Here is a 25165-nt window from a genome sequence, read left to right as displayed (position 1 = left end):
TTTTTTATTGTCCTCTGTCAAACTTGCGAATCCTTTTATTAAAGGAGCTGATAAGATGTTTGTTGGATATTCTGGCCGAGGTGAAACACTTAATTTATTACATTATTCAAGTCAATCACTTAAAGAGATTAATCGTAATGGTTGGTATTGCCCCGCTTGTCATTGCTCGCTGATTATTAAAAATGGTCAGAAAATCCGACCTCATTTTGCACATAAAGCCAAGCAGGAGTGTCAGTCTTTTAGTGAAGCCGAAACAGCAGAACATCTTTCAGGAAAAGCGTTACTGGCAAAGTGGTGTGAATCCATCGGAGTGCCCTATGAATTGGAAGCCTATTTGCCTCAGTTGCAACAACGTCCTGACCTATTAATTCATCAAAAAATTGCGATTGAATTTCAGTGTAGTTCATTACCTTGGTCTCGGTTTATAGAACGCACAGAAACCTATCTTGACCATGGGTTTCAAGTCATCTGGATTTTTGGGAGTAAATTAGAACTGAAAGGGAAATTACGAGAGATTCAAAGAAGTGCCTTAGCTTACTCACCCAGACTGGGTTATTACTTGTGGCAACTAGATGTGACGAGAGACCTGTTGACCTGCTGTTATCACATTGAGGAACTGGAAATAAGCCATCAAATTTGTTACTCAAAACGTCTGTTTGGCAGAGCGAAAACAGCTATGTCTGCTTTGCTTCAACCAGAGTCATCGCCAATTCAAATGGAAAGTCGGGTGTATCAAATAGAAACAGTGTTATCGAAAATTAAAGAAACAACCCAACTTGGTTTATTGCGACGGCAACAGGAAATCATGAGAATTCAAGAAATTCTTTATCGTGAGGGAGCAAATCTAAACGGATTAGCAGACGACTTTTTAGTCCCGCTTACACAACCCTTGATGTTAAAAGATTCCGTCATTTTATGGCGCTTTTATTTTTGGCGAGCATGCTTTGAAAATCAAGGGAGGACAATGACAGATATTTGGCATTTTTTCAAAATAATGTGTCAAAAGAATAATCTAGCAACTCAATCGTTACCATTGGTTTCTGATCATTTGTTATGGCAACAATTCCAGTCCGAACTAATGACATCATTTCAACGAACGAGTCGGATCAAATTAGTTAATAGTCGGGTAATTGTTTTAAAAGGTCAAAGCCAAGGGACGTCTGAAACACAGAAACAAAACTCGCTAGAGGATAGAACAGAAACTTCTTATCAAATATCCTCACTTCCCCAAGGTGATGTGTTACTATAGCAATAAGAATTTAAGAATAGGAGTGATAGATATGACAGAAGTGAAACAGTTACCAAACCGACCTGAGGTTGCTACAGATATGCAATGGGATTTAACTAAAATTTTTGAAGATGATCAAGCCTTTCAAGTTTCTTTTGAGAAGGTCACAAAAAAAATTGGTGACCTTGAAAAATATCGTGGGACTTTAAATCAAGGAGCTGCGGCATTATATCAAGCGTTAAAAAGTATCGAAACCATTACAGGTGAAGTTGAAGTTCTGTATGTCTATAGCCATTTGAAAAATGATCAAGACACATTAAATGCCACTTATCAAAGCATGAATGGTCAAGCAACACGTTTAATTTCAGAATATGGTCAAGCCGTTTCCTGGTTTGAACCAGAATTGCTGACGCTATCAGATGAACAAATTGCAGATTACATCAAGGAGTTACCTGAATTAGAACTGTACCAACATTTCTTTGCTGGCGTGACAAAATCTCGTCCTCATACATTATCTGAAAAAGAAGAAGCCATTTTAGCTGGCGCTGGAGAAATATTTGGGGCGGCAAGCCAAACTTTTGAAATGTTAGATAGTGGTGACTTAATCTTCCCTGTAGTTAAAAATGATCAAGGTGAAGAGGTGCAATTAAGCCATGGGGTCTACAGTCAATTGTTAGAAAGTTCTGATAGAGCCGTTCGTCAAGCAGCGTTTGAAGGCTTATACAGTGTTTACCAACAATTTGAAAATACTTTTGCCACAATCTTAAGTAATCACGTTAAATCAACCAATTTCCGAGCTAAAGTTCGCAATTATCCATCTGCTCGTGCGGCAGCCCTATCTGGCAATGATTTACCGGAAACGATTTATGACACATTGATCCAGTCCGTGCATAAACATTTACCATTATTCCACGATTATTTGGCGGTTCGTAAGGAGTTACTTGGTTTAGAAGAGTTGACAATGTATGATTTACACACGCCAATTTTGGGTGAAGCGTCATTGGCATATAATTATCAAGAAGCCAAAGCAGTTACCTTGAAAGCATTAGCGCCGATGGGTGAAGACTACCTTTCTATTATTGAAAAAGCCTTTGATGAGGGTTGGATTGATGTTGTTGAAAATAAAGGGAAACGAAGTGGTGCTTATTCTTCTGGTTGTTACGATACAGAGCCTTATATTTTGATGAATTGGCATGATAGCTTAGATCAACTCTACACATTGGTTCATGAATTAGGACATAGTGTTCATAGTTACTATACGCGCCACAATCAACCAGCTGTATATGGGGATTACTCAATCTTTTTAGCTGAGATTGCTTCAACAACAAATGAAAACCTTTTGACAGAGTATTTATTAGCAACAGAAACTGATCCAAAAGTCAGAGCCTATATTTTAAACAGATATTTAGATGGTTTTAAAGGGACGGTTTATCGTCAAACTCAGTTTGCAGAGTTTGAACACTTTTTATATGAACAAGATGCGCAAGGTGTTCCTTTAACAAGTGATGTCTTGAAAAAAGAATATGGCGAATTAAATGCTCGTTATTACGGTGATGTGGTAGTTGAATCCCAAGAAATTGCTGTTGAATGGGCGCGAATTCCTCATTTTTACTATAATTACTATGTTTACCAATATGCGACAGGTTTTGCAGCGGCCTCAACTTTAGCGGCTAGAATTGTCGCTAAAGAAGAAGGCGCATTAGATGCTTATTTAAATTATCTAAAAGCGGGAAGTAGTGATTATCCACTAGCTGTTATTGGACAAGCAGGCGTTGATATGACGAAAGAAGATTATTTAACAGAAAGTTTTGAAGTCTTTGCTAAACGCTTAGCGGAATTTAAACAAACAGTTAAAACGATTAAATAAAAAAAGCCGACCCGTAAGGGTGGCTTTTTTATTTTGGAACTAAACGGAATGGTCGTTCTTCATTATCTTTGGTTTCAATACTGACTGTTTGAGCGTGGATATCAAATTCATTAACACGTTCTGGCGTGAAGCTAAGTAACTCAAAAAGCAAGTCAACACTTAACTCGTCATGAACAGAAATGCCAAAATCTTGATTGTAAGTATAGTTGAAGAAAACTAGAGTCGATGCTTTTGTGACACCCATTTCTTTAGCAATTTCTTGGTCTTGTTTGAAAGAGTCACGGACAGCGAAAGTTTGACGATCTTCATAGAATAAGTCTAGATTGCCATTGATAGTTAAAATAGTTTGTTCAACCATATCTTTGCTGTAACAATCACCATCATCGAGTAAGGTTTCTTGAAGTTTTAACAAAAACTCGCGCCCTTTTTTCTTTCCTTGCAGTTGCATGGCTTTAAAGTCTAAAGCAGAAGAAAATGCTGCTTCAAATAATTTATTGCGCTTTTTAAAACTTGGGCAAACATTGGGATGTTGGTCCACAAATGATTGAAATGATTGCAGGTTAAGCAGTGGGATGAATTTGAATTGGATGTTCAAATCGGCTTGCTCGACAAAGTCTAAGACAACTTTTTCAGCAGCAAGTGATTCAGTGCATAATGGATGAACAAACAAATAAATTTCAATCACGATACTTTCCCCTCCCTTAATGACTTACTCTAATGTATCAGAAAGGAAAAGATTTTTGAAATAAAAAGCCTTATTTATCAGTGTTTTCAGCGACAGCACGGGCGATTTTGTTTTTAGTAGACACAAGTTGGATATTATGTTCTTTTAAGAAGTTTAAAAAGAACTCTTTTCCAATTGTCGCATCTGTGACTTCCATTTCTAATTCATAATCGTGTTTACCATGATACCAACTTTCATCTAAGACTAATAGAACATCAGGTGACAAGTTTATTTCAAGGCGACTGGTTTTTAGTTGGGCTTTTAATTCTAATTCGTTGGCATAAATAGCAAACGAATTTAATTTTTTAATGACGTGTTCGTGAGGCCAACTGACAGGGGATTTTATAAAAGTAGAGATATCATCTAAAGGCAAGTCGTCATTTGTTTCTAAAAGTCCGTATTGATTTTTTAGAGGGGTTTTCAAAGTTAATTCGGCACGGTCGTTAAGTTGACGAATACGCAGGCCAGCACCGTACTCTTTTAAATCAAAGTTAGGTGTATCGTAATAGTAATTTGTTTGAACAAAGGGTATCCTATCTTGTTGAAAATAAGCCACAACAAGTTTTTGATAGTCCGTTTGTGTTAGTAAGGTTTTAAATTCAATTTCAAGAGTTTGACTCATACGGTTTCCTCCTAGAGTTGTTATGACTTTAGTTTCCCGTAATCCAAGAAACAAGTCAACTAAAATAAGTCCTAGAAAGTAAACGGAAAGCAAAGCAATTTTATGGCTAGTATGCTAAAATATAACGTGGAATGTTTGACCTGAAAAATGATTAAACGAGGTGGACAAAATGGAAAAATGGGAATTATTTTTAGCGCCGTATGAACAAGTTGTCACTGAGATGAAAATTAAACTTAAAGGGATTCGCAAGCAATTTACAGATAAGAATGAACACTCACCGATTGAGTTTGTAACAGGTCGTGTGAAACCAATTGATAGTATTAAAACAAAATCGCGTCTTAAAGGGATTCCACTGGATAACTTAGAAGAAGAGATGCAAGATATTGCCGGACTGCGTGTGACTTGCCAGTTTGTAGAAGATATTTATGAAGTGGTGAATTTAATTAAATCCCGTAATGATTTAACCGTGATTCAAGATCGTGATTATTTAAGTCATGAAAAAGAAAGTGGTTATCGTTCCTATCATTTAATCATTGAATACCCAATCCAGTTAGTGACTGGGGAAAAGAAATTATATGCTGAGATCCAAATTAGAACCTTAGCGATGAACTTTTGGGCAACCATTGAACATTCGTTAAACTACAAGTACCAAGGTGAGTTTCCAGAGGAAATCAACAAGCGTTTGATTAGAGCCTCAGAAGCCGCTAATTTATTAGATGAAGAGATGTCTAAAATTCGTGAGGAAATCCAAGAAGCCCAACAGTTATTCTCACACGGACGTGGGAAACAACAAGATCGTTATTACCAAGATTTTATTGGTCAAAAAGAAACGGAACTTGGTGAAGAAGACTAAGTTAACGATAAACAGTGTCAGATGAAAGGTGGGAGTTAGATGAAGATAGCAATTGTTGCCAATGACTCAATTGAAAGTCAAACAGTGAAAGAGAAATTCGAAAGCTTGATTAAGGAATCAGCTTTAACAATCGATCAAATGCATCCTGAAGTGGTCATTTCGATTGGAGGAGATGGTACATTCTTATCTGCTTTTCACCAATATAAGGACCAATTGGATTCAGTTTGCTTTGCGGGAGTCCATACTGGCCATTTAGGTTTTTATACAGATTGGCGTGACTACCAGCTAGAAGAACTGATTGAAGACTTACAAAATGATGATAGCCGAGCAGCTAATTATCCCTTAATTGAAGTCGAAGTGTCCTACTCTGATGGTAAAGAAACGGGCAAGTTTTTAGGCTTGAACGAATGTATTATCAAACGTAATGACCGCACATTAGTTGCCGATGTCTATATTAAAGACGAATTGTTTGAACACTTTCGTGGAGATGGTTTATCTGTTGCCACCCCAACAGGTTCAACAGGTTACAACAAAAGTGTCGGCGGCGCAGTAATTCACCCGCGTGTTAATGTCTTACAAATGACAGAAATCGCCTCAATAAATAACCGTGTCTTTAGAACACTAGGGTCACCACTTGTGATTCCAAGTGATGAGTGGATTACTGTTCAAGTAGAACCAGCTGATGATTATTTCATTTCATTGGATCAACTAAATATTCCCCAAGCGGGACTAAAAGAAATTCGTTATCGTATTGCCGATGAACGGATTCAATTTACAGGCTCACGCCATACCTTATTCTGGCAACGCGTGAAAGATGCCTTTATTGAAGAGTATAAAGATTAAGAGGAGCTACCAATATGGAGTTTAGCTGGACCTATCAAGAAACAGAACCTCAAGCAATTAAATATTTTTTAAGGCGCCAAGGGGTCTCGCGTGGTTTGTTAGCTAAAGTGAAATTTCAAGGTGGCAAAATCAAGGTCAATCAACAAGTTGAGAATGTCTTGTATAAGTTAAAACAAGACGATGTTTTAACCATCGACATTCCAGCCGAAGCAGAGCACGAAACGTTAGTGCCAGATGAGACGCCGATTGATGTGGTGTTTGAAGATGATCATTACTTAATCGTGAATAAACCGATTGGTGTGGCATCGATTCCAGCACAGTATCATCCGCGAGGCACCATGTGTCATCGTGTGAAACATTACATTTTAAATCAAGGCTATGAAAATTTAGTCGTGCATGTGGTGACGCGTTTAGACCGTGATACATCCGGTTTAATGCTGTTTGCTAAGCACGGCTTTGCTCATGCGATGATGGATCAAGAACTCCGTGAAAAAAAGTTAGTTAAAAAATATCAAGCTCTAGTGAGTGGTCAAGTATCTGAGTTGTCAGAACATAGTGAGATTAACTTAGGAATTGAACGTGATCTAACATCTTTAGTCAAACGCCAAACAACAGAAACGGGTGGCTTAGTTTCACGGACAGAGTATTGGTTAAATCAACGCGTAGAGGATTTAGCTTTAGTGGATATTCGTTTGCATACTGGACGTACCCACCAAATTCGCGTCCATTTTGCCGCCGTTGGTTGTCCCTTGTTAGGAGATGACTTATACGGTGGAGATTTAGAACGGGGTATCACTCGCCAAGCGTTACACTGTGGCGAGTTAAACTTTACTCATCCGTTTACAAAAGAAGAGATTTGTTGCCAACTGCCAATTCCTGAAGATATGGAGCAAGTCATTGAACAAACAATTACTGAAAGAGGTCATTAGATGGACAATCAAGAAGCAATCGACGTACAATACAGCCAATTATTAGATATTTTAACCGCTGATAATTTAACAGAATTCAGAGAAGTCTTTTTTGAATTACATATTTATGAGCAAGGGCAGTTTTATTTAACCTTAACGGAAGAAGAACGCCAACGTCTCTATACGTATTTATCACCAAAAGAAATGGCTGACATGTTTGATGTCATCGAAGAAGATGAAGAAGATGTAGATATCTATATTAAAGAGATGAAACCAAAATATGTAGCTGATATGTTAGCGGAAATGTATACCGATAATGCGGTAGACACGTTGAATCAGTTAGATGAAAAAGAAGTGCCAAAATACTTAAGTTTAATGGATAAAGAAAGTGCCCGTGAAATTAAGCACTTATTACATTATGAAGATGAAACAGCCGGAGCCATCATGACAACGGAATACGTTGGAATAGGTGCCGAGCAAACGGTTAAAGAGGCGATGGCTAACTTAAAAGAGGAAGCTAAAACCGCTGAAACGATTTACTACACCTTCGTTGTTGATCAAGATAATACCTTGGTGGGTGTGATGTCATTAAGAGATTTAATTATAAATGATGACGATGCAATTATTGGTGAAATCATGAGTGAGCGTGTGATTGCTGTTAAAGTTGGCGATGATCAAAAAGACGTTGCGCGCATGATGAAAGACTATGACTTCTTAGCAATGCCCGTTACTGATTATGATGAGCATTTAGTCGGTATCATCACTGTTGATGATATTATCGACGTTATGGAAGAAGAAGCAACGAGTGACTACTCTGGTTTGGCCGGGGTTGACGTTGAGGAAGCTGCTGATGAGAATCCATTTAAAGCTGCTTCAAAACGTTTGCCATGGTTGATTACCTTACTATTCTTGGGAATGGCAACTGCCACATTAATTGGTCGTTATGAAAACTTAGTCAGCGAAGCAAGTATTTTAGCAGTCTTCATTTCACTAATTACTGGTACAGCTGGGAATGCCGGAACACAATCACTTGCCGTAGCTGTTCGTCGGATTGCGGTAAAAGATGATAAAGATAGTGGCTTCTTTAGTTTAATTATGAGTGAAATTCTGACAGGTCTAGTGACAGGTTTAGTCACAGGGGTGACAATCTTCTTAGTGGTGGGAATTTGGCAACATAACTTCCCATTAGGATTTGTGATTGGGATGGCGATGTTATTCGCTATTACAGTGGCAAACTTAGCCGGAAGTTTAATTCCAATGGTAATGGATAAACTTGGTTTTGATCCAGCTGTTGCAAGTGGACCATTTATCACAACCTTAAGTGATTTAACTAGTGTCTTGATTTACTTCAACATTGCCAGTCTATTCATGGAATATTTTATTTAAAACAAAAAAAGACCGACTTTTGTCGGTCTTTTTTAATTTCTTTATTTAATGTCTACGATACGTGTGCCGTGAATTTCATTCACACCTAGATACTCAATCACTTGGTCACAGTTTTCATAAGAAATGCCACCACCAGGTAGAATGGTTAAGCGTTCACCCGCATAATCAACTAGTTCTTTAAGGTGTGGTAAATTATCTAAGATATCAGTTCCAGCAGGACCACCGTGAGTTAAAATACGTTGAACACCATTTTCAACCAACCAATCAATTGCTGCGAATTGCTCTTCAACAGCGATTGAATCAAAGGCCATGTGGAAAGTAATTTGCAGGCCATCTGCTAATTCAAGTAGTTGATACATGGCTTCTTTATCGATTTGATTGTCATCAGTCAGACACCCAATAACCACACCATCTGTTCCTAATTCTTTCGCTGTTAATAAATCGTGGCGCATCATTTGTAACTCAATATCGTTGAAAACAAAATTGCCTCCACGAGGACGAATAATCGTCATAACTGTGGCATCATTTTCGTGACAGTAATCAAAAGATGCTGCCATAACACCGGGACTAACAGTTGTTCCGCCAACTGTTAAGTTATCACATAACTCAACACGTTTAGCGCCAGCCGCTAAAGCTTTAGGGATAATCGTAAAATTTTCAACACATGCTTCTTTTAGTAACATATTATCATTCCTCTCGGGATTTTAGTGTAAGTTGTCTATACCAGTATTGTATCATATTTTATAGTAGATTGTGGTATGATAAGTAAGAGAAAAAACGGAGAAGAGGGACAGGATTGTTATTAAAGAAAATCGATCGCAGTCGTTTATTTTTAGAAAAACATCACGACTTATTCGCGTGTCCAAATTGTCATCAACCATTGAAGATGAATCAAACGAGTTTCATTTGCGATAATAACCATCGCTTTGATTTAAATAAAAAAGGTAACTTACACTTCATGAATCATACAGTGAAGACTGAGTATGATAAAGAAATGTTAGAACATCGTCAGCAGATGATACAATCAGGCTTGTACCAACCGTTGATTGAGTGGTTAGTCGATTACTTGCAAGAGGATCAAGTGTCTTCTGTTGTAGATATGGGATGTGGTGAAGGTAGCTTCCTCCAACAGTTAGAAAAAAATGGTTTGCCAGGAACAAAAGTCGGTTTTGATATTTCTAAAGATGGAGTGGCATTAGCGACCAATCAAGAATTAGAAGCTTTCTGGTGTGTGGCGGATATTACCAATTTACCTTTCGCAGACAAACAGATTAGTCACTTACTGAATATCTTTTCACCTAGTCACTATCAGGAATTTCGTCGGGTGTTAGCACCTAAAGGAAAACTAATAAAAGTCGTTCCTGAGTCAGGGTACTTAAAAGAGCTTCGCGAATTATTTTATGATGGTCGTGAAGAAAAACAAAGTTATAGTAACGAAAAAGTTGTCACAAAGTTTGCTGAAGAAATGACAACAATCACCACAGAACGCTTAACCTATCAAATTCCTGTGACTGATGATAACTATTTAGATATCCTTGAAATGTCGCCTTTAAAATGGGGAGCGAGTCCTGAGTTAAGAGCCAAAATAAAAGAAACTAGAAAAATCGATTTTCTAACAGTTGATGTTTTGATTTTAGTGGGGCAATAAATAACTGAAATCACCTGTCGCTGTTGCAATCAAGTAGTCACTTTGTTATAGTTATTTCATAGTAATTTTTCGGTAGTTTTTCTCAGGGTCCTGTCCTGATAAAAGTTAGTGAAAAATACTTCACTAACGTAGCGACTCGCCGTGGATTGACACCGAGTTGATACGTTTTTTTTTATTGAATTTAATCCAATCCATAGGAGATGAAAATATGGCAAATCATATTGTATTATTTGAACCGCAAATTCCAGCAAACACAGGGAATATTGCCCGTACTTGTGCGGCGACGAATACTCCTTTACACCTAATCGAACCATTAGGCTTTTCAACAGACGATAAACAGTTGAAACGTGCCGGTTTAGATTATTGGAACGATGTAAAAATTGTTTACTATAAAAACTTAGAAGATTTCCTAGAAAAAAATCCAGATATCAATTTGCACTTAGTCACAAAATTTGGTCATAGAACTTACGATGAACCAGATTATAATAACGGCGAAGATCACTTCTTTATGTTTGGGAAAGAAACAACAGGCCTGCCAGAAGAATTTATGCGAGAAAACGAAGAAGACTGTATTCGAATTCCCATGAACGACGAACACGTTCGTTCATTAAACTTATCTAATACAGCAGCAATGTTAGTCTATGAAGCATTAAGACAACAAGGCTTCCCGAATTTAGAATTAACGCATCACTATGAGAATGATAAATTAGATTAATAATAAACACTGTAAAAGTTCAGTTTTTTAAACAAGTGGTTTGTTATAATAATCGAGTTTGTGAAAAGAGATAACAATGAAAGTGAAAATGATAAGCAAATAAAGAAAACGCTGTCTTTATTTGTCGTGTATTATTATTTAATTGTAAATAATATTTAGTAGGAGTTTATTATGAATAAAAAGAAAATTTGGTACATGTATATTATTATCTGTTTTAGTTGCATCGATATTGAGTTTTTCGATTTTGAGCGTACCTTATGTTGAAGAAATGAATAATTATCAATCAGAAGAATCAGTGATTTTGAATGATGAAAGATTACCAAAAGGTATTATAGTTTCGAACGCTAATTCTAGACTTATTGGACCACCTTTACAACGGTGGTATTATCCGGCGCAAAGAGTTCAAGTGGCTAAAGTTCAATATATATGTATAAGGAAGTTTATTGCTAAATCAGCTAGAGCCATATATAACAGCAAGTGCTATGTGGTGGTTGAAGAAACTTACAAACTCTCTAAATGTAAATTATTATGAAGTTAAATAAAATAATACGGATAATATAATTTTTTTCATAATTGATGTCCTTTTATTCTTATATTATTAAATAAGTAATTTTCATTGTAAAACAAATGATTAAATAATATATATTATTTAATGGACAGTGAGTTTAAAAACAAATATACAAAAAAAGAACTAAATCGTATTTTATTAATGATAAAGGAGCTGAAATTATTAGGCAGAAATTATCGAAAAAATCAGAAAATACTACCGAAAAATATTTTGCAGAAACCGAAAAAGGAGATTTAGCGTTTTCAAAAAGCAACTGGAAGAAAAGGACAAATAAATTGAGCAGTTATCGGCACAACTAGACACTAGCCGACGTATCAATGAAATCCTTTCTATATCGGTTCAAATGGAACAATCTAAAACTGGACAGTTACAATTACAGCTAGAAGAAATGAATAACGAAAACACGGTAGAAATAATCGAAAAATAAAACGCGAAAACGAAAACAAATAACACGAATAAACCGAAAAAAGATTTTTCTGGTTATTCTCGTGAAAAAGTCCGATTCTTTATTTTAAAGGCACCTTATATGTTAGTTTATAAGCATAGTTTATCTTTTATATATGAAAAGATGGTAGAATTATCATGTAATATATAAAATAGGAGGATTTAGGATTATGGGGAAAAGAATAATTAGCATTATTAGTTCTTTTGTAATGATATTAGGAATATTTATTACACCAACAATTGGTTTATCAGAAGATATTATGAGGGCACCGACAAACAATGACTTTAAGATTGCTCCGCCAGAATCTGGTTTGAATATACAAGATCAGTTTGTTAATAATGAGTCTGTTGGATCAAACTCTTATCTTAGCGAAGTTTACCCTCAGGCTGCCGGTTTAACACCGAAAGAATCTTGGCAATTTGGGAGCATTTGGTCTAAGTATAAGCTTGATTTAAAAAAGGACTTTAAATATGACTCCTATGTTTACTTAGGTGAAAAGACAGGATCTAATTTTGGAGACGATATTGCTGCTGACGGAATAACTTTCACTCTTCAAAATGACCCTAGAGGACAGCAAGCTTCTGGAACAACCGGAGGAGCTCTTGGTGTGTACGGTTCTGGAAATAGCGTAGAAAAACCTCAAGATTTTAATTATATACAAAATGCTTTAACTGTGGAATTAGATACGTGGTACAACAATTCGAATAGAAGAAATGACCAATTTGATTTTGATGTTCCGAAAGAAGCTGAAAATTCAGGTCATATAGGTCTGGTAAGACCTGCTCCAGGTGAAAATGGAAATTCTAAAATAGGTCATTTAAATTTTAAATATGACGTGAATAATCCGTTGGCCAATGATACGTGGAAACCTTTTAACATACAGTGGCATCCTTATGATGAAGGTGGCATTCTAAAAGCGGAAATAAGTTATGAAATTGCTGGAATGGGCGATTCTTATGTTATAGAAGATGTTAATGAAATGTTCAATGGTAGTGAGGTCTTTTTTGGTTTTACTTCATCAACAGGAGCCAATAAAGTATTCCAAGGAGTGAGTATCAATACTCTTCCACAAAGACCGAATATTGCTATAACTAAAGTTGTTGATAAAAATGAAGCAAGCGTAGGTGAAGAATTAACTTATACTATTAAAGCTAGTAATAGTGGAGACGCACCTTGGAATGGAAATATTACAGATGAACTTCCGATTGAATACGTTGAATATGTCCCTGGATCAACCATTGTAGATGGTGTTTCTATCAGTGACGAAAAAGTCGTTTGGAAAGACGGCAAATTAACTCATAAAACATCAATAGAATCTGGTAATGAATCTGTAATTAGTTTTAAAGTTAAAGTGAAAAAAGCAGCTGAAAATCAAGTGATTAAAAATATCGCAACAACTATTCCAGAAGACCCCAACGAGCCACCAACACCTTCGACACCTCCTACAGAAACTGAGGTTCATGGGAAAGGTTTAATTGAGGTTATAAAAAAAGATTCAAAAGATAAGGAAAAAATGTTATCCGGAGCAGAATTCGATGTTTTAGATAAGGATGGAACGGTCGTTGATCGGATTGTAGTAGGTGAAAATGGTCACGGAATATCTACAAAACCTTTATACTTTGGTGAATATGTACTGATTGAAAGAAAAGCTCCTGATGGTTATATTTTAGATGAAACGCCTATTCATGTAGAAGTTAAATCAGGAAATGACGAAAATGTTACTTTGATTGTGGTTGAAAATAGTAAGAAACCAACAGAACCAACGGAACCAACGGAACCAACGGAACCAACGGAACCAACGGAACCAACGGAACCAACGGAACCAACAAAACCAACAAAACCAACGGAACCAACAAAACCAACGGAACCAACAAAACCAACGGAACCAGAAAAACTTCCTCAAACTGGTGAAGGTAAAGAAATGCAAATCCTTATATCTGTTTTAGGTGCATTATTAATATCATTATTTGGTCTATTAACATACCGCTTTAAATTAAAAAAACAGTAAGCTTAAAAAGCTATGTTTAATTAGTTAACATAATGTATCTTTTAACAAATGGAGTACCTAAATGCTTTAATACCAGTGTTTAGAGAGACGTTCTAACGCATTTAAAAATTCACAAGCAGTGGTATACTTGAAACGCAATTTAAAAAGCCCTATTTATAGGGCTTTTTGTTTTTGGAAGATTGTGAAATTTCGTTATACGACTTTGTACGTATTCATACGTCTAGCGTCCACTATTTTGTCCACCAATTTTTAAGGTGGGACGAAGAGCTAAAAACGTATAGGGACAGCTTGTTAGAACCACATTCAGCTTGGCTGAAAAATGGATTGGTGGATGTTTTCCCTTATGCTCTTTCTAAAAAAAGGGTAATTCATTCATTTTTCAGATCAGAATATTGTGAAATGGATAGGTCTAAATGGTCGTTATTTTCAGTTTTAAGAGCAGATAACATAATTTGGTATATTTAAATTGACGTAAAATTAAGATTGCTTAAAGGATAAAAACTAGTCGTTTATGAAGAATTGGTTTGCGTGTATAAAAAAGGGTTACAATTACAGAGTAATGCAACAACTCAAATCGAATATAAACAAAAAGCCCCAACGACTCTTGGCGGAGTCGTTGAGTGCTTGATAAGTAGTACAATCTACTATCAATACTTTTGGCAACGTTTTAAGAAACATTCAAGGTGTTTCTTCTAAGCCGTTATAACAAAAAGTAGCATGACTTTACAACGTGAAAACAACGCATAAAATCCGAGATAGTAGGAATGGCCTGTTATTTCGGATTTTTTGTTGATAAAAAATGTATTAAAGATGTCAAAAACTGAATAGCCAGTGAAACAATCGAATGCATTTGCCAATTATCAAAGATACATAGAAAAGTGATAAGCCAGAAGTATAACGCTAAGAATGAAATTTCACATCAATTAAAAGAGTCCCAGTTTATTGGGCTCTTTTTTAATTCATTTGTTAAATATTATTTGTTATACTAATAGAAGTGAAAAAAGAAAGGATGTGTAAGAGATGGCAGAGGATTTAAACCAGGATGAACAGTTTATTAGTGGTAAGATCTTAGCTATCTTTTACCAAAATCCAAGTAATTTTTATAAGGTCATGTTAGTTAAAGTGTCTGATACAAACACCAGCTATCAAGAAGACGAGATTGTGGTGACGGGTAGCTTTGGTCAAGTGCAAGAAGAAGAGAGTTACCGCTTTGTTGGGAACTTAGTGGATCATCCCAAGTATGGTCAGCAATATCAAGTGGAAAACTATCAACAAGATAAACCGACATCAGGTAGTGGTTTGGTGACTTATTTATCTAGTAGTAAGTTCCCTGGTATTGGTCGTAAGACTGCTGAAAATATGGTGGACACGTTAGGTGACGAGATTATTGATATCATTCTTGAAAAACCAGAGCGTTTGGCAGAAGTCGCTGGTTTAACGAAAGCTAAGCGTGAGATGATTTTAGAAACCTTACGTTTAAACTACGGCATGGAACAAATCGTGATTGGCTTAAATAAATATGGTTTCGGTAGTCAGTTAGCTATGTCGATTTATCAAACCTATCAAGAGGATACGTTAAATGTCATTCAAGAAAATCCTTATCAATTAACAGAAGATATTGAAGGGATTGGCTTTAAGAAAGCTGATAATATGGCAGAACAATTAGGCATCGGACCTGATGCACCAGCTCGATTACGGGCGGCTGTTCGTCATGAGTTGTTAAGTGGCTCGATGGAAACAGGGAATACTTATATTGAAGCTGAGTTACTATTAAGTCGCAGTATTAAAACTTTAGAAACGAGTCGTCCATTTGAAATTAATCCTGATTTAGTGGCGGCGGAAATCATTAACTTAGTCAATGAAGGCAAGATTCAACAAGAAGGGACTAAGCTTTATGAAAATACTTTGTACTTCTCAGAGTGGGGAATCGGCACATCGATTCAACGTTTATTAAGTCGTAAGAAGACGATTAAATATGACAATGATGAAGTCGATAAAACTATTCGCTTGATTGAAAAGATTAACGATATTTCTTATGGTGAGTCACAAATCGATGCTATTAAAGAAGCTATCAAATCACCAATGTTTATTTTAACTGGGGGACCAGGGACTGGTAAGACAACCGTTATTAATGGCATCGTTAATTTATTTTCCGAGTTAAATGGCCTATCTTTAGATATTATGGATTACCATGATGCTATTTTCCCAATCCTATTAGCAGCGCCAACTGGTCGGGCTGCCAAGCGAATGAACGAAACGACTGGCTTACCAGCTAGTACCATTCACCGTTTATTAGGATTAACAGGTCGAGAAAAAAATGCTAGCTTAGCAGCCAAAGAGTTAGAAGGTGGGTTATTAATCGTGGATGAAATGTCCATGGTAGACACCTGGTTAGCTAATACCTTACTAAAAGCGATTCCCACAAATATGCAAGTGATTTTTGTGGGCGATAAAGATCAACTACCATCTGTGGGACCTGGTCAAGTCTTGCATGATTTACTGGCGATTGATGATATTCCAAGTTGTGAGTTAGTCGATATTTATCGTCAAGGTGATGGCTCAAGTATTATTCCCTTAGCTCATCAAGTGAAGGAAGGGGTATTACCAACTGACTTTACCCAAAATCAAAAAGACCGATCATTCTTTCCAGCAAACGCCTATCAAATTGAAGATGTGATTCGTCAAATTGTCACGCGAGCTCAAAGTAAAGGTTTCACGCCACAAGACATTCAAGTGCTAGCACCCATGTACCGAGGAGTAGCGGGAATTGATAATTTGAATAAAATGATGCAAGAAATCTTTAATCCGAATGATGCTGGACAACGGAAAGAAGTTGTTTGGAATGATAAAGTGTACCGAATTGGTGATAAAGTCCTTCACTTAGTTAATAGTCCTGAAGCCAATGTCTTTAATGGTGATATGGGTAAAGTGGTGGGAATTACTTATGCCAAAGAATCGGAAGATAAAATTGATGAATTAACGCTAGAATTCGATGCTAATGAAGTAGTTTATAAACGTAACGAGTGGAATAAAATCACCTTAGCTTATGCTTGTTCAATCCATAAGTCTCAAGGTAGTGAATTCAAGATGGTTATTTTACCAATGGTTAAACAATATCAACGAATGCTCCAACGTAACCTACTTTATACGGGGTTAACTCGAAGTAAAGAGTTGTTGATTCTAATTGGTGAAACCCAGGCTTATCAAGACTGTGTCCAAAACGAAGGAGACAATCGTTTAACCAGTCTTCAAGACCGGATTATCACAGCAGGTGATATGCCAAGTCGCTTACAATATCAGTTAGAAGTTTATGAAAATAACTTATTAATTGAAGCAGGTGAAATTGAAGGGGATATTGAAACAGTCATTGTTCAACAATCTGAGAAAACCAAAGAACCTGCAACAAAAAAAGAGCCATCGACTAAAAATCGTGGCACTGAAAAAGTTGAAGAAGAGTTATCACTATTCGACGAACCAACAGAAGATGTCACTATCGATGTGGAAGACTTTATCTTAACCTTAAATAAAATAAAAACACATGCAATCGATCCTATGATTGGGATGGGTGATGTGACGCCGGCAGATTTTAACTAAAAAAACCTAACTCAGTTGAGTTAGGTTTTTTATTATAGCCAGAATAATCTTTTTTGAGTTGAGAAACTCATGTCATAAGTTGTTAGTCCAAGTTCTTCACCATCAGTTTGGCCGAATTGTTGTGACTGACAGGTTAATTGAATCTGTTGATCCAAGTAAAGGTGGACATAAGGTGAGTTCAAATGTTTTTTACGAAGGAGTTGACCAACTAAGCGGAGTAATTTTAATAAAGGAATCCGTTCCACTACGACCAGGGTCATATCTTCTTTGCGGGCATCAGCATTCGGTGCCAATGCTACACCGCCACCAAAGTAAGGGTGATTCGTAACGGTACATAAATAGGCGTTGCGATAATGTTCTGATTCTTTAGAAGTTTTGATAACTAAGTCAAAGCCTTTTTGTTTAATCAAGACTTTAGCTGCTGCAACTAAATAAGCGAGCGACCCTAATTTTAATTTGTTGAGCCATTTCTTAGCTTGCGATTTATTGGCAGTGGCGACGATATTAGCATCAATTCCAATCCCTAAATTATTTGTCAGATAGCCCGATTCATCAGTTAAATGATTGTGGTAAATAAGAGTGTTGAACTCGTCTGGTGTACTCAATGATAAGAGATGGTCTAGTGCTTCAAGAGGTTTGCGACTTAAGCCGATCGCTCGAGCAAAGTCATTCCCTGATCCGCAAGGAATATAGCCGACAGGAATATCGGTGTGAGTGGCTAAAGCGTTAATCACTTCGTGTAAGGTGCCATCACCACCAAGGACAACTAACAATGGGAAATCACCAGTGTGTTTATCGTTCCACTCAACTAAAGTATGCCGTAATAAATCCTCTGTTAATTGAGTAGCGTGACGTGGATATTCTGTATGGTAGACGTGAAAAGGGATGTTTTTCTTAGATAAGGCAGCTGTCACTAATTGCTCGGCCTTTTTACCGCTACCATTGCCGGCATTTGGATTAATTAATAAGTGTAATGATAAAGACGTCATCGTACTGCCCCTTTCGTATTGTACTATTATAGCAAAAAAACATGAGGCAAACCATGTCAAAAGCCTTTTGTAGCAAAGATGACGTTGCTATCTTGAAATAGGTGGCGTATAATTCTGGTTAGTTGCTTTTTGAGGGGTAGCAATTCAAAACACACCTTCAACGCGGTTCGTCTACCATCCCGCGAAATCAAAACTAGGAGGAACAGAATATGACACAAACAGAAAAAACAAGAACATTAGCGATGAATGGTATCGTAGCAGCTATTTATGTAGCGTTATGTATCGTTGTAGCGCCAGTGGCATCAGGAGCGATTCAATTCCGAGTTGCTGAAGGATTAAACCACTTGGTGGTCTTCAACAAAAAGCTAATGTGGGGTGTTTTAGCCGGAGTCATTATCTTCAATGCGTTGTACTCAACGCTACCAGATATTATCTTTGGTGGTGGTCAAACTTTTTTAGCTTTAGGGGCAACGGCTTTAATTAGCAAGTATGTCAAAGATGTTAAAATGCGTATGGTCTGGAACACAGTCTTTTTCACAGTCAGTATGTTTATGATTGCTTGGATGTTAAACATCACATTTGATCTGCCATTTTGGCCAACATACGGTACAACAGCGTTAAGTGAGTTGATCATTATGACAATCTCAGCGCCTGTGATGTACTTAGTCGGTAAAAAAGTAAAATTAAATTAAAAGAAAAAAGCCTACTCATTCGAGTAGGCTTTTTATATTACATTTCTTCAGGGGCTTCTAAGCCAAGTAAACGTAAGTCTTCTTTTAGCACCACTTTAACAGCGTGAACTAAAGCTAGACGAGCATTTTTCTCTTCGTTTTCTTCAAGAATTTTAACGTGAGCGTAGTATTTATTGAAAGCTTGCGCTAATTGAATCGCATGTTTTGCAATAATTGATGGCTCATATTTTTCTGAAGCACGAACCACTGTGTTAGGGAAAGCTTGTATTAGTTTAATGACTTCCCAGCTATCAGCATCGCTTAGTGAGTCAGACTCAGCTAAGTTAGCAGACCAATCAGCTTTACGTAAAATAGAGGCACAACGAGCGTGTGTGTATTGAACGTAAGGACCAGTTTCACCTTCGAAACGGACGACTTCTTCTAAGTTAAAGTCAAAGTTGTTTAGACGGTCATTTTTCAAATCGTGGAAGACAACCGCACCGACACCAACTTGGTGAGCAACTTCTTCTTTATTAGCAAGGTCAGGGTTTTTCGCTTCGATTTGTGCTTGAGCTAAACTCATTGCTTCATTTAAAACTTCAACAAGTAAGACGATTTTACCTTTACGAGTTGATAATTTTTTACCATCTTTTGTAATTAAACCGAATGGGATGTGGTGGATATCATCTGCCCAATCAAAACCAAGTTCAGTTAAAACAGCTTTCATTTGTTTGAAGTGACCAGACTGTTCGTTTCCAACAACGTATAAAGCTTGAGCGAAATCGTAAGTGTCTTTACGGTAGAACGCTGCTGCTAAATCACGAGTCATGTATAAGGTAGCACCATCAGACTTGCGAATTAAGGCCGGGTTTAAATCATATTTTTCTAAATCAACAATCTCAGCACCTTGGCTTGTTGTTAATAAGTTTTTCTCTTGTAAAGCATCGATGACTGGTTGCATTTTATCGTTATAGAATGCTTCACCGTTTAGTGAATCAAAAGTAATCCCTAATAAATCATAGACATCTTGGAATTCTTTTAATGATTCTTCACGGAACCAAGTCCATAATTTTTCAGCTTCAGCATCGCCATCTTCTAATTTCTTAAACCATGTCCGACCTTCATCTTCAAGACTAGGATCATTCTCAGCTTCTTCATGGAATTTCACGTATAAACGTAGTAGTTCTTGAATTGGTGCAGCTTTAACGGCTTCTTCAGAACCCCATTTGAAATAGCCAACCATTAATTTACCAAATTGTGTACCCCAGTCACCTAAGTGATTGATGCGAATTGGTTCATAACCAACTTTAGCCATGATGTTAGCCAAGGCATTACCAATTACAGTCGAACGTAGGTGTCCCATTGACATTGGTTTCGCAATGTTTGGTGAAGACATGTCGATTGGCACTTGTTTGTTGCCCTCAATCGTTCCTTGACCGTATTCATTGTTTTCAGTTAAGACTTTAGCCAATGTTTCGTGACTAACTTTACGTTTGTTTAGGAAGAAGTTGATGTAAGGACCAACAACTTGGACTTCATCAAAATCATCTGTTGGGATTGTTTCAACAATTTCAGCTGCGATAGCTTGTGGTGCTTTGCGCATCACTTTTGCTAAAGAGAATACTGGGAAAGCCACGTCACCGTGTTGAGCGGTTTTGGGATTTTCAAGTAAGTTTAAAATTTCATCCATTGATAGGTAGTCAGATAAAGCTTGACTAAGAGCTTGTGCAACAACAGTTCTTTCACTCATGGGAATACCTCCGAATTTAATGTTATTAAAAAGAGCGACTTGCCTAATAGGCAGACTCAGCAAATTTCAAAATATACGCTTAATTATAGCAAAAAAGTCTATGAATTACTATGATTGGTTAGGCGGTTTTACTTTAGACATTAGTTACTTTTAATAAATATTCATAAAATTTAGAGAATATACAAAAATAAGCGTATTTTTTGCTATACTATAACTAAATAGAGGAGGGCTGAAGATGAAGAAAACTGAAAGACAAGATTTGGTGAAACAAGTGGTGCTTCAATATCAAATTGAAACGCAAGATGAATTACTGGAAAAGTTAAAAACAGTTGGAGTGGAAGCGACGCAAGCAACAATTTCCCGTGATATGCGCGAGTTATCAATTGTCAAAGGCCGCAAAGATGGCAGTGGTCCTAGTCATTATTTAATTCACGATATTATTTCAGTACCTCAACAGTTAGATCAATTAGCGGAGTCAGTTGCGGACTCAGTCGAAAAAATTACAGTGGTTCAGTTTATGGTCATCATCCAAACCTATTTAGGATCAGCCAATATGTTAGCGGCGCAAATTGATGATATGAAATTACCAGAAGTTGCCGGGACGCTGGCTGGAGCGAACACTTTATCAATTATCACCCATACAAATGAAGAAGCCGAAACGTTGGCTGAACAATTATCAAGCTATCTAAAATAAAAAGCACCTACAAAAGTAGGTGCTTTTTTTTAATCCCAAAGATTAGCTTTAGTTGTTAAGCTGATTTCTTCTTTAGTAAAAGGATGAATAAAATTAATCGCGTAAGAATGTAACATCATCCGTTCAGCTTTATTCGGTTGTGGATGATATAAAGGGTCTCCCACGATTGGGTGATCGATACTTTGTAAATGGACACGGATTTGATGAGTCCGACCAGTTTCAAGTTGACAGTTCAAATAAGCGAATTGCGCATCTTTTTCAACTGTTTCAAAATGAGTGACAGCAGTTTGTCCACCCTTAGCCGTCACGATACGTTTGCGGTTGTTGTGGCGGTCACGACCGATATTAGCGTTCACAGTCATCGTATCTTTTGGTAATCGACCGTCAACTACTGTTTGATACGTTCGTTTAATTTCTTTTGCTTCAAATAATTTATCTAAAATCGGTAAAATTAATGGGTTCTTCGCAAAAATAAGCGCGCCACTAGTTTCTTGATCTAAACGGTGAACCACATAAGGTGCTTCGTTTTTATCAGCTAAATAAGCCGCAAGATGATTAATCATTGTATTCGCTTCATTTTCAGTGTTGTGATGCGTTTTTACTCCAGCAGGTTTATCGACGATAACTAAGTGATCATCTTCAAATAACACATCGACTAAATTAGCATCACCGAGTTTGATTTCTGGTAATGGAAAATCGGCTTCTGGTAAATCAATGGCAAGTTGGTCATCAGCTTTCACTGTCACGTGGAAGTTGCTGACGTCACCATTAACGCTCACGCCGTTATCCATGCGTAATTGATGACGAACTTTTTTAGAAAGTTGGAGTTCTTGTTCAAGGTAGGTCTGTAATTTCATATCTGCTGTGCCAGCAGGAATTGTAAATGAATAGTTCATTAATAGTTGCTCCTCTTTGCTAAAAGTTTAAATTTATCTAATGCTTCTGCATTGTAACACATGGAATCAATAACTTCATGATATGATTTTGATAGAAAGTCAGACTAAAGTCTCTTTATAGTTACAATCATCTAAACTATGATAAAATAAAGGGGAAAGAATCCTTTAACTAGTATATTCGAGGTGGACAAATGGATATCAAAAAGATATTAAAAAATATAAAAAGAAAACTTAAGAAAGGTTGGCAAAATTTCAAGCCACGCTTTCGTAAGTTTAATACAAAGCGCAAACACATTTGGCGTAAGTATCAAGTTAACAAAGTTTTTGTATTAACAGTTTTAACGATAACCCTAATTGGAAGCTTATATTTATTTTACTTAGCCAAAAGTGAAAATGTCGAAGCGTTAAAAGCAGGGATTAATCAAGTGACAACGGTCTATGATATTAATGATGAAGAGGCTGGTGGCTTATACAGTCAAAAAGGAACAGCTGTTGAGTTGAATGCCATGTCACCTTATTTAGTGGATGCCTTGGTGTCAACTGAGGATCGTCGTTTCTATGAACACCGTGGGTTTGATATTCGCGGGATTGGTCGTGCCGCTGTTGGCTTCTTTACGGCAGGTCGGATTACTGGTGGTGGTAGTACCATTACCCAACAGTTAGCTAAAAATGCTTACTTAACACTTGACCAAACGTTGAAAAGAAAAGCGAAAGAATTATTCTTAGCCATTGAATTAGAAAAAGAATACAGTAAAGATGAAATCATGGAGATGTATTTAAACAACTCATACTTTGGTAATAGTGTTTGGGGAGTTGAAGATGCCTCACATAAATACTTTGCTAAATCAGCGAAAGATTTAACCGTTGATGAAGCGGCTGTTTTGATCGGTATGTTAAAAGGACCGTCTATTTATAACCCGATTGATAATTTCGAGTTAGCCAAAGACCGTCGTGATGTGGTTTTAAGCGTGATGGTAGATAACGGTAAATTAGATAAGGCCTCTGCTGAAAAAATGCAAGCGGATGAATTATACTTAAGTGATAATTATACCGATACGAAAAAAGGTTATCAGTATATGGATTACTTTGATTCGGTGATTGATGAAGCATACAAATTGTATGGCATTAAAGATTCAGACTTGTTATCAAAAGGCTACAAAATTTACACGAGTTTAGATCAGAATTATCAAAAAGCCATGGATACATCCTTTAAACAAGATTATTTATTCCCACCCGATGCAGCAGATGGTGTGAAAGTTCAAGGGGCTTCGGTTGCCATTAATCCCCAAACTGGTGGCGTGATGGGTGTTATGGGTGGCCGTGGTGAAAGAGCCAGTCGAGGTTTAAACCGTGCCACAAATTCGCGTTTATCACCAGGGTCAACGATGAAACCGCTAGCTGTTTACACATCAGCTTTAGAAGAAGGCTATCGTTCAACGGATGATTTAAAAGATGAAAAATTAAGCTTCTATGATGTTGAAAACTATGACCACACATTCCGTGGGACAGTGCCAATGTATAAAGCTTTAGAAGAAAGTTTAAACGCGCCTGCCGTTTGGTTGTTTGATAAAATCGGTATGGATAAAGGCTTTGATAAAGTTGAAAAATTTGGCTTAGATTTAGAAAAAGATGACCGTTACCCAGGTTTAGTTTTAGGTGGAATGACCAAAGGAACAACACCGTTAAAAATGGCGAGTGCCTATACAGTATTTGCTAACCAAGGGGTAAAAAAAGATCCTCATTTCATTACGAAAATTGTCGATGCAACAGGGACAGTGATTGTTGACAATGAAGATGCTAAATCTGTTGAAGTGACAACGCCTGAAGTAGCGGAAGAAATGACTGGGATGTTATTAGGAGTCTTCAGTTCAGGAACAGGGGTTCCAGCTAAACCAGCCGGGTTTAAAATGGCTGGTAAAACAGGAACGACCGAAAGTGTCATGGCAGAAGAACAAGCCAAAGACCAATGGGTAATTGGTTACACACCAGACGTTGTTTTAGCAACGTGGATTGGCTTTGACCAAAGTAGCGAAAATCATTTCCTACAACCACAAGCGGTAGCGCCAGTCTTTAAAGACCAAGCTGAACGTATTTTACCAAACACGCCAAACACTCAATTCGGCGTGAGAGACATTGGTTTAGATAAAAAGGTTGAAGAGGAAGCAAAAGAACAAGCAGAAGATTTATTAGGTGAGCTATCTGATTTTGGTGGTAAAATCCGTGAGGGTGCTGATTACTGGGGTGAGAAATTAAAGGATGGCGCTAAGAATATGAAAGACAGTCTAGGCGGCCTAACAGACCGGTTAAGTGGTTACTGGAATTAAAAGTAATCAATAGAAATTTATGATTGAAAATGCTATACTTTAGCCATACAAAATGAAAAGGGGTTACTAACATGTCAGTAAATATTTATGATAGCGCGAATCAAATCGAAAGAGAAATTCGTCAATTACCAGAATTTTTAGCATTACAAGAAGCGTTTGAAGCGGTGAAAGCTGATCAACCTTCATATGATTTATTTAAAAAATTCCAAACATTACAAATGGAATTACAACAAAAACAAATGCAAGGGTTAGAATTCTCTGAGGAAGATGCTAAAGAAGCACAAGAATTAGCAGAAAAAGTTCAGGAGTCTGAATTAATCAATGCAATGATGACAAAAGAACAAGGCTTCAGCATGATCGTAAATGATTTAAACCGTATCATCATGAAACCTATTCAAGAATTATACTCAGAAGCAAACTAATTCAGAAGCG

The 25165-nt window shown here is 36.9% G+C and carries 20 protein-coding genes; 14 read left to right on the top strand and 6 right to left on the bottom strand.

The window, feature by feature from the left end; all coding sequences use genetic code 11:
- Positions 1-55 precede the first annotated feature (55 nt).
- Both G7081_RS00830 and pepF read left to right on the top strand, forming a co-directional pair.
- The gene (locus G7081_RS00830) at positions 56-1249 is read left to right on the top strand and encodes a competence protein CoiA (protein WP_166006520.1); all 1194 of its coding nucleotides are present in this window, start codon (positions 56-58) and stop codon (positions 1247-1249) included.
- A 31-nt stretch (positions 1250-1280) separates the two neighbouring features.
- The gene (pepF, locus tag G7081_RS00825) at positions 1281-3095 is read left to right on the top strand and encodes an oligoendopeptidase F (protein WP_166006518.1); all 1815 of its coding nucleotides are present in this window, start codon (positions 1281-1283) and stop codon (positions 3093-3095) included.
- 28 nt (positions 3096-3123) lie between these two features.
- Here pepF and G7081_RS00820 read toward each other — a convergent pair whose 3' ends face one another.
- Positions 3124-3780, bottom strand: coding sequence for a DsbA family protein (locus G7081_RS00820; protein ID WP_166006516.1), 657 nt, complete (start codon positions 3778-3780; stop codon positions 3124-3126).
- Between the two features lie 70 nt (positions 3781-3850).
- A complete protein-coding gene (locus tag G7081_RS00815) occupies positions 3851-4441 on the bottom strand; it encodes a CYTH domain-containing protein (protein WP_166006514.1) in 591 nt (196 codons plus the stop codon).
- 169 nt (positions 4442-4610) lie between these two features.
- Here G7081_RS00815 and yjbM point away from each other — a divergent pair, with 169 nt between their 5' ends.
- Genes yjbM through mgtE form a run of 4 tightly spaced genes read left to right on the top strand, consistent with a single transcriptional unit; the run spans position 4611 to position 8431 of the window.
- Positions 4611-5294 carry a GTP diphosphokinase gene (yjbM, locus tag G7081_RS00810; RefSeq protein ID WP_166006512.1) on the top strand — a complete coding sequence of 228 codons (684 nt, stop codon included), beginning with the start codon at positions 4611-4613 and terminating at the stop codon, positions 5292-5294.
- 39 nt (positions 5295-5333) lie between these two features.
- Complete coding sequence (locus G7081_RS00805) at positions 5334-6137, top strand: NAD kinase (RefSeq protein WP_166006510.1); 804 nt, start codon at positions 5334-5336, stop codon at positions 6135-6137.
- 14 nt (positions 6138-6151) lie between these two features.
- The gene (locus tag G7081_RS00800) at positions 6152-7066 is read left to right on the top strand and encodes an RluA family pseudouridine synthase (RefSeq protein ID WP_166006508.1); all 915 of its coding nucleotides are present in this window, start codon (positions 6152-6154) and stop codon (positions 7064-7066) included.
- Positions 7067-8431: a magnesium transporter gene (gene mgtE, locus G7081_RS00795; protein ID WP_166006506.1), complete on the top strand. Its 1365-nt coding sequence runs from the start codon at positions 7067-7069 to the stop codon at positions 8429-8431.
- Between the two features lie 41 nt (positions 8432-8472).
- Here mgtE and G7081_RS00790 read toward each other — a convergent pair whose 3' ends face one another.
- On the bottom strand, positions 8473-9114 hold the full coding sequence (locus tag G7081_RS00790) for a copper homeostasis protein CutC (RefSeq protein ID WP_166006505.1): 642 nt from the start codon (positions 9112-9114) through the stop codon (positions 8473-8475).
- Positions 9115-9227: 113 nt separating this feature from the next.
- Here G7081_RS00790 and G7081_RS00785 point away from each other — a divergent pair, with 113 nt between their 5' ends.
- The 4 genes from G7081_RS00785 to recD2 all read left to right on the top strand — a co-directional run bounded on the left by G7081_RS00785 (position 9228) and on the right by recD2 (position 17409).
- Positions 9228-10079 (top strand): methyltransferase domain-containing protein, encoded by an 852-nt coding sequence (locus G7081_RS00785; RefSeq protein ID WP_238786641.1) that lies wholly within the window; start codon positions 9228-9230, stop codon positions 10077-10079.
- 208 nt (positions 10080-10287) lie between these two features.
- Entirely contained in the window at positions 10288-10794 is a 507-nt protein-coding gene (gene trmL, locus G7081_RS00780; protein WP_166006503.1) for a tRNA (uridine(34)/cytosine(34)/5-carboxymethylaminomethyluridine(34)-2'-O)-methyltransferase TrmL, read from the top strand.
- Between the two features lie 1182 nt (positions 10795-11976).
- A complete protein-coding gene (locus tag G7081_RS00775) occupies positions 11977-13815 on the top strand; it encodes a lectin-like domain-containing protein (RefSeq protein WP_166006501.1) in 1839 nt (612 codons plus the stop codon).
- A 1020-nt stretch (positions 13816-14835) separates the two neighbouring features.
- On the top strand, positions 14836-17409 hold the full coding sequence (gene recD2, locus G7081_RS00770; protein ID WP_166006499.1) for an SF1B family DNA helicase RecD2: 2574 nt from the start codon (positions 14836-14838) through the stop codon (positions 17407-17409).
- A gap of 32 nt (positions 17410-17441) precedes the next feature.
- Here recD2 and G7081_RS00765 read toward each other — a convergent pair whose 3' ends face one another.
- Positions 17442-18398 (bottom strand): diacylglycerol/lipid kinase family protein, encoded by a 957-nt coding sequence (locus G7081_RS00765; protein ID WP_166006497.1) that lies wholly within the window; start codon positions 18396-18398, stop codon positions 17442-17444.
- 209 nt (positions 18399-18607) lie between these two features.
- Here G7081_RS00765 and G7081_RS00760 point away from each other — a divergent pair, with 209 nt between their 5' ends.
- Positions 18608-19090, top strand: a complete 483-nt coding sequence (locus G7081_RS00760; RefSeq protein ID WP_166006495.1) for a QueT transporter family protein — start codon at positions 18608-18610, stop codon at positions 19088-19090.
- Positions 19091-19127: 37 nt separating this feature from the next.
- On the opposite strand, the gene argS is transcribed toward G7081_RS00760, so the two are convergent.
- Complete coding sequence (argS, locus tag G7081_RS00755; RefSeq protein WP_166006493.1) at positions 19128-20819, bottom strand: arginine--tRNA ligase; 1692 nt, start codon at positions 20817-20819, stop codon at positions 19128-19130.
- 235 nt (positions 20820-21054) lie between these two features.
- On the opposite strand from argS, the gene G7081_RS00750 reads away from it, so the two are divergent.
- On the top strand, positions 21055-21513 hold the full coding sequence (locus G7081_RS00750; RefSeq protein ID WP_166006491.1) for an arginine repressor: 459 nt from the start codon (positions 21055-21057) through the stop codon (positions 21511-21513).
- Between the two features lie 29 nt (positions 21514-21542).
- Here G7081_RS00750 and G7081_RS00745 read toward each other — a convergent pair whose 3' ends face one another.
- Positions 21543-22409 carry an RluA family pseudouridine synthase gene (locus G7081_RS00745; RefSeq protein WP_166006489.1) on the bottom strand — a complete coding sequence of 289 codons (867 nt, stop codon included), beginning with the start codon at positions 22407-22409 and terminating at the stop codon, positions 21543-21545.
- A 191-nt stretch (positions 22410-22600) separates the two neighbouring features.
- On the opposite strand from G7081_RS00745, the gene G7081_RS00740 reads away from it, so the two are divergent.
- Both G7081_RS00740 and G7081_RS00735 read left to right on the top strand, forming a co-directional pair.
- Positions 22601-24733 carry a PBP1A family penicillin-binding protein gene (locus tag G7081_RS00740; protein WP_166006487.1) on the top strand — a complete coding sequence of 711 codons (2133 nt, stop codon included), beginning with the start codon at positions 22601-22603 and terminating at the stop codon, positions 24731-24733.
- A gap of 71 nt (positions 24734-24804) precedes the next feature.
- Positions 24805-25155 carry a YlbF/YmcA family competence regulator gene (locus tag G7081_RS00735; protein WP_166006485.1) on the top strand — a complete coding sequence of 117 codons (351 nt, stop codon included), beginning with the start codon at positions 24805-24807 and terminating at the stop codon, positions 25153-25155.
- Positions 25156-25165: the final 10 nt, after the last annotated feature.

It is taken from the genome of Vagococcus coleopterorum (assembly GCF_011303955.1).
In the GTDB taxonomy this organism is placed as follows: Bacteria; Bacillota; Bacilli; order Lactobacillales; family Vagococcaceae; genus Vagococcus_D; species Vagococcus_D coleopterorum.
This window is presented reverse-complemented; position numbering and strand designations above follow the sequence as displayed.

Bases quoted from the DNA above. Each gene is read 5' to 3' on its own strand.
- G7081_RS00830 (WP_166006520.1), top strand. From the start codon at position 56: ATGTTTGTTGGATATTCTGGCCGAGGTGAAACACTTAATTTATTACAT.
- pepF (WP_166006518.1), top strand. From the start codon at position 1,281: ATGACAGAAGTGAAACAGTTACCAAACCGACCTGAGGTTGCTACAGAT.
- G7081_RS00815 (WP_166006514.1), bottom strand. From the start codon at position 4,441: ATGAGTCAAACTCTTGAAATTGAATTTAAAACCTTACTAACACAAACG.
- yjbM (WP_166006512.1), top strand. From the start codon at position 4,611: ATGGAAAAATGGGAATTATTTTTAGCGCCGTATGAACAAGTTGTCACT.
- G7081_RS00805 (WP_166006510.1), top strand. From the start codon at position 5,334: ATGAAGATAGCAATTGTTGCCAATGACTCAATTGAAAGTCAAACAGTG.
- G7081_RS00800 (WP_166006508.1), top strand. From the start codon at position 6,152: ATGGAGTTTAGCTGGACCTATCAAGAAACAGAACCTCAAGCAATTAAA.
- mgtE (WP_166006506.1), top strand. From the start codon at position 7,067: ATGGACAATCAAGAAGCAATCGACGTACAATACAGCCAATTATTAGAT.
- G7081_RS00790 (WP_166006505.1), bottom strand. From the start codon at position 9,114: ATGTTACTAAAAGAAGCATGTGTTGAAAATTTTACGATTATCCCTAAA.
- trmL (WP_166006503.1), top strand. From the start codon at position 10,288: ATGGCAAATCATATTGTATTATTTGAACCGCAAATTCCAGCAAACACA.
- G7081_RS00775 (WP_166006501.1), top strand. From the start codon at position 11,977: ATGGGGAAAAGAATAATTAGCATTATTAGTTCTTTTGTAATGATATTA.
- recD2 (WP_166006499.1), top strand. From the start codon at position 14,836: ATGGCAGAGGATTTAAACCAGGATGAACAGTTTATTAGTGGTAAGATC.
- G7081_RS00765 (WP_166006497.1), bottom strand. From the start codon at position 18,398: ATGACGTCTTTATCATTACACTTATTAATTAATCCAAATGCCGGCAAT.
- G7081_RS00760 (WP_166006495.1), top strand. From the start codon at position 18,608: ATGACACAAACAGAAAAAACAAGAACATTAGCGATGAATGGTATCGTA.
- argS (WP_166006493.1), bottom strand. From the start codon at position 20,819: ATGAGTGAAAGAACTGTTGTTGCACAAGCTCTTAGTCAAGCTTTATCT.
- G7081_RS00750 (WP_166006491.1), top strand. From the start codon at position 21,055: ATGAAGAAAACTGAAAGACAAGATTTGGTGAAACAAGTGGTGCTTCAA.
- G7081_RS00745 (WP_166006489.1), bottom strand. From the start codon at position 22,409: ATGAACTATTCATTTACAATTCCTGCTGGCACAGCAGATATGAAATTA.
- G7081_RS00740 (WP_166006487.1), top strand. From the start codon at position 22,601: ATGGATATCAAAAAGATATTAAAAAATATAAAAAGAAAACTTAAGAAA.
- G7081_RS00735 (WP_166006485.1), top strand. From the start codon at position 24,805: ATGTCAGTAAATATTTATGATAGCGCGAATCAAATCGAAAGAGAAATT.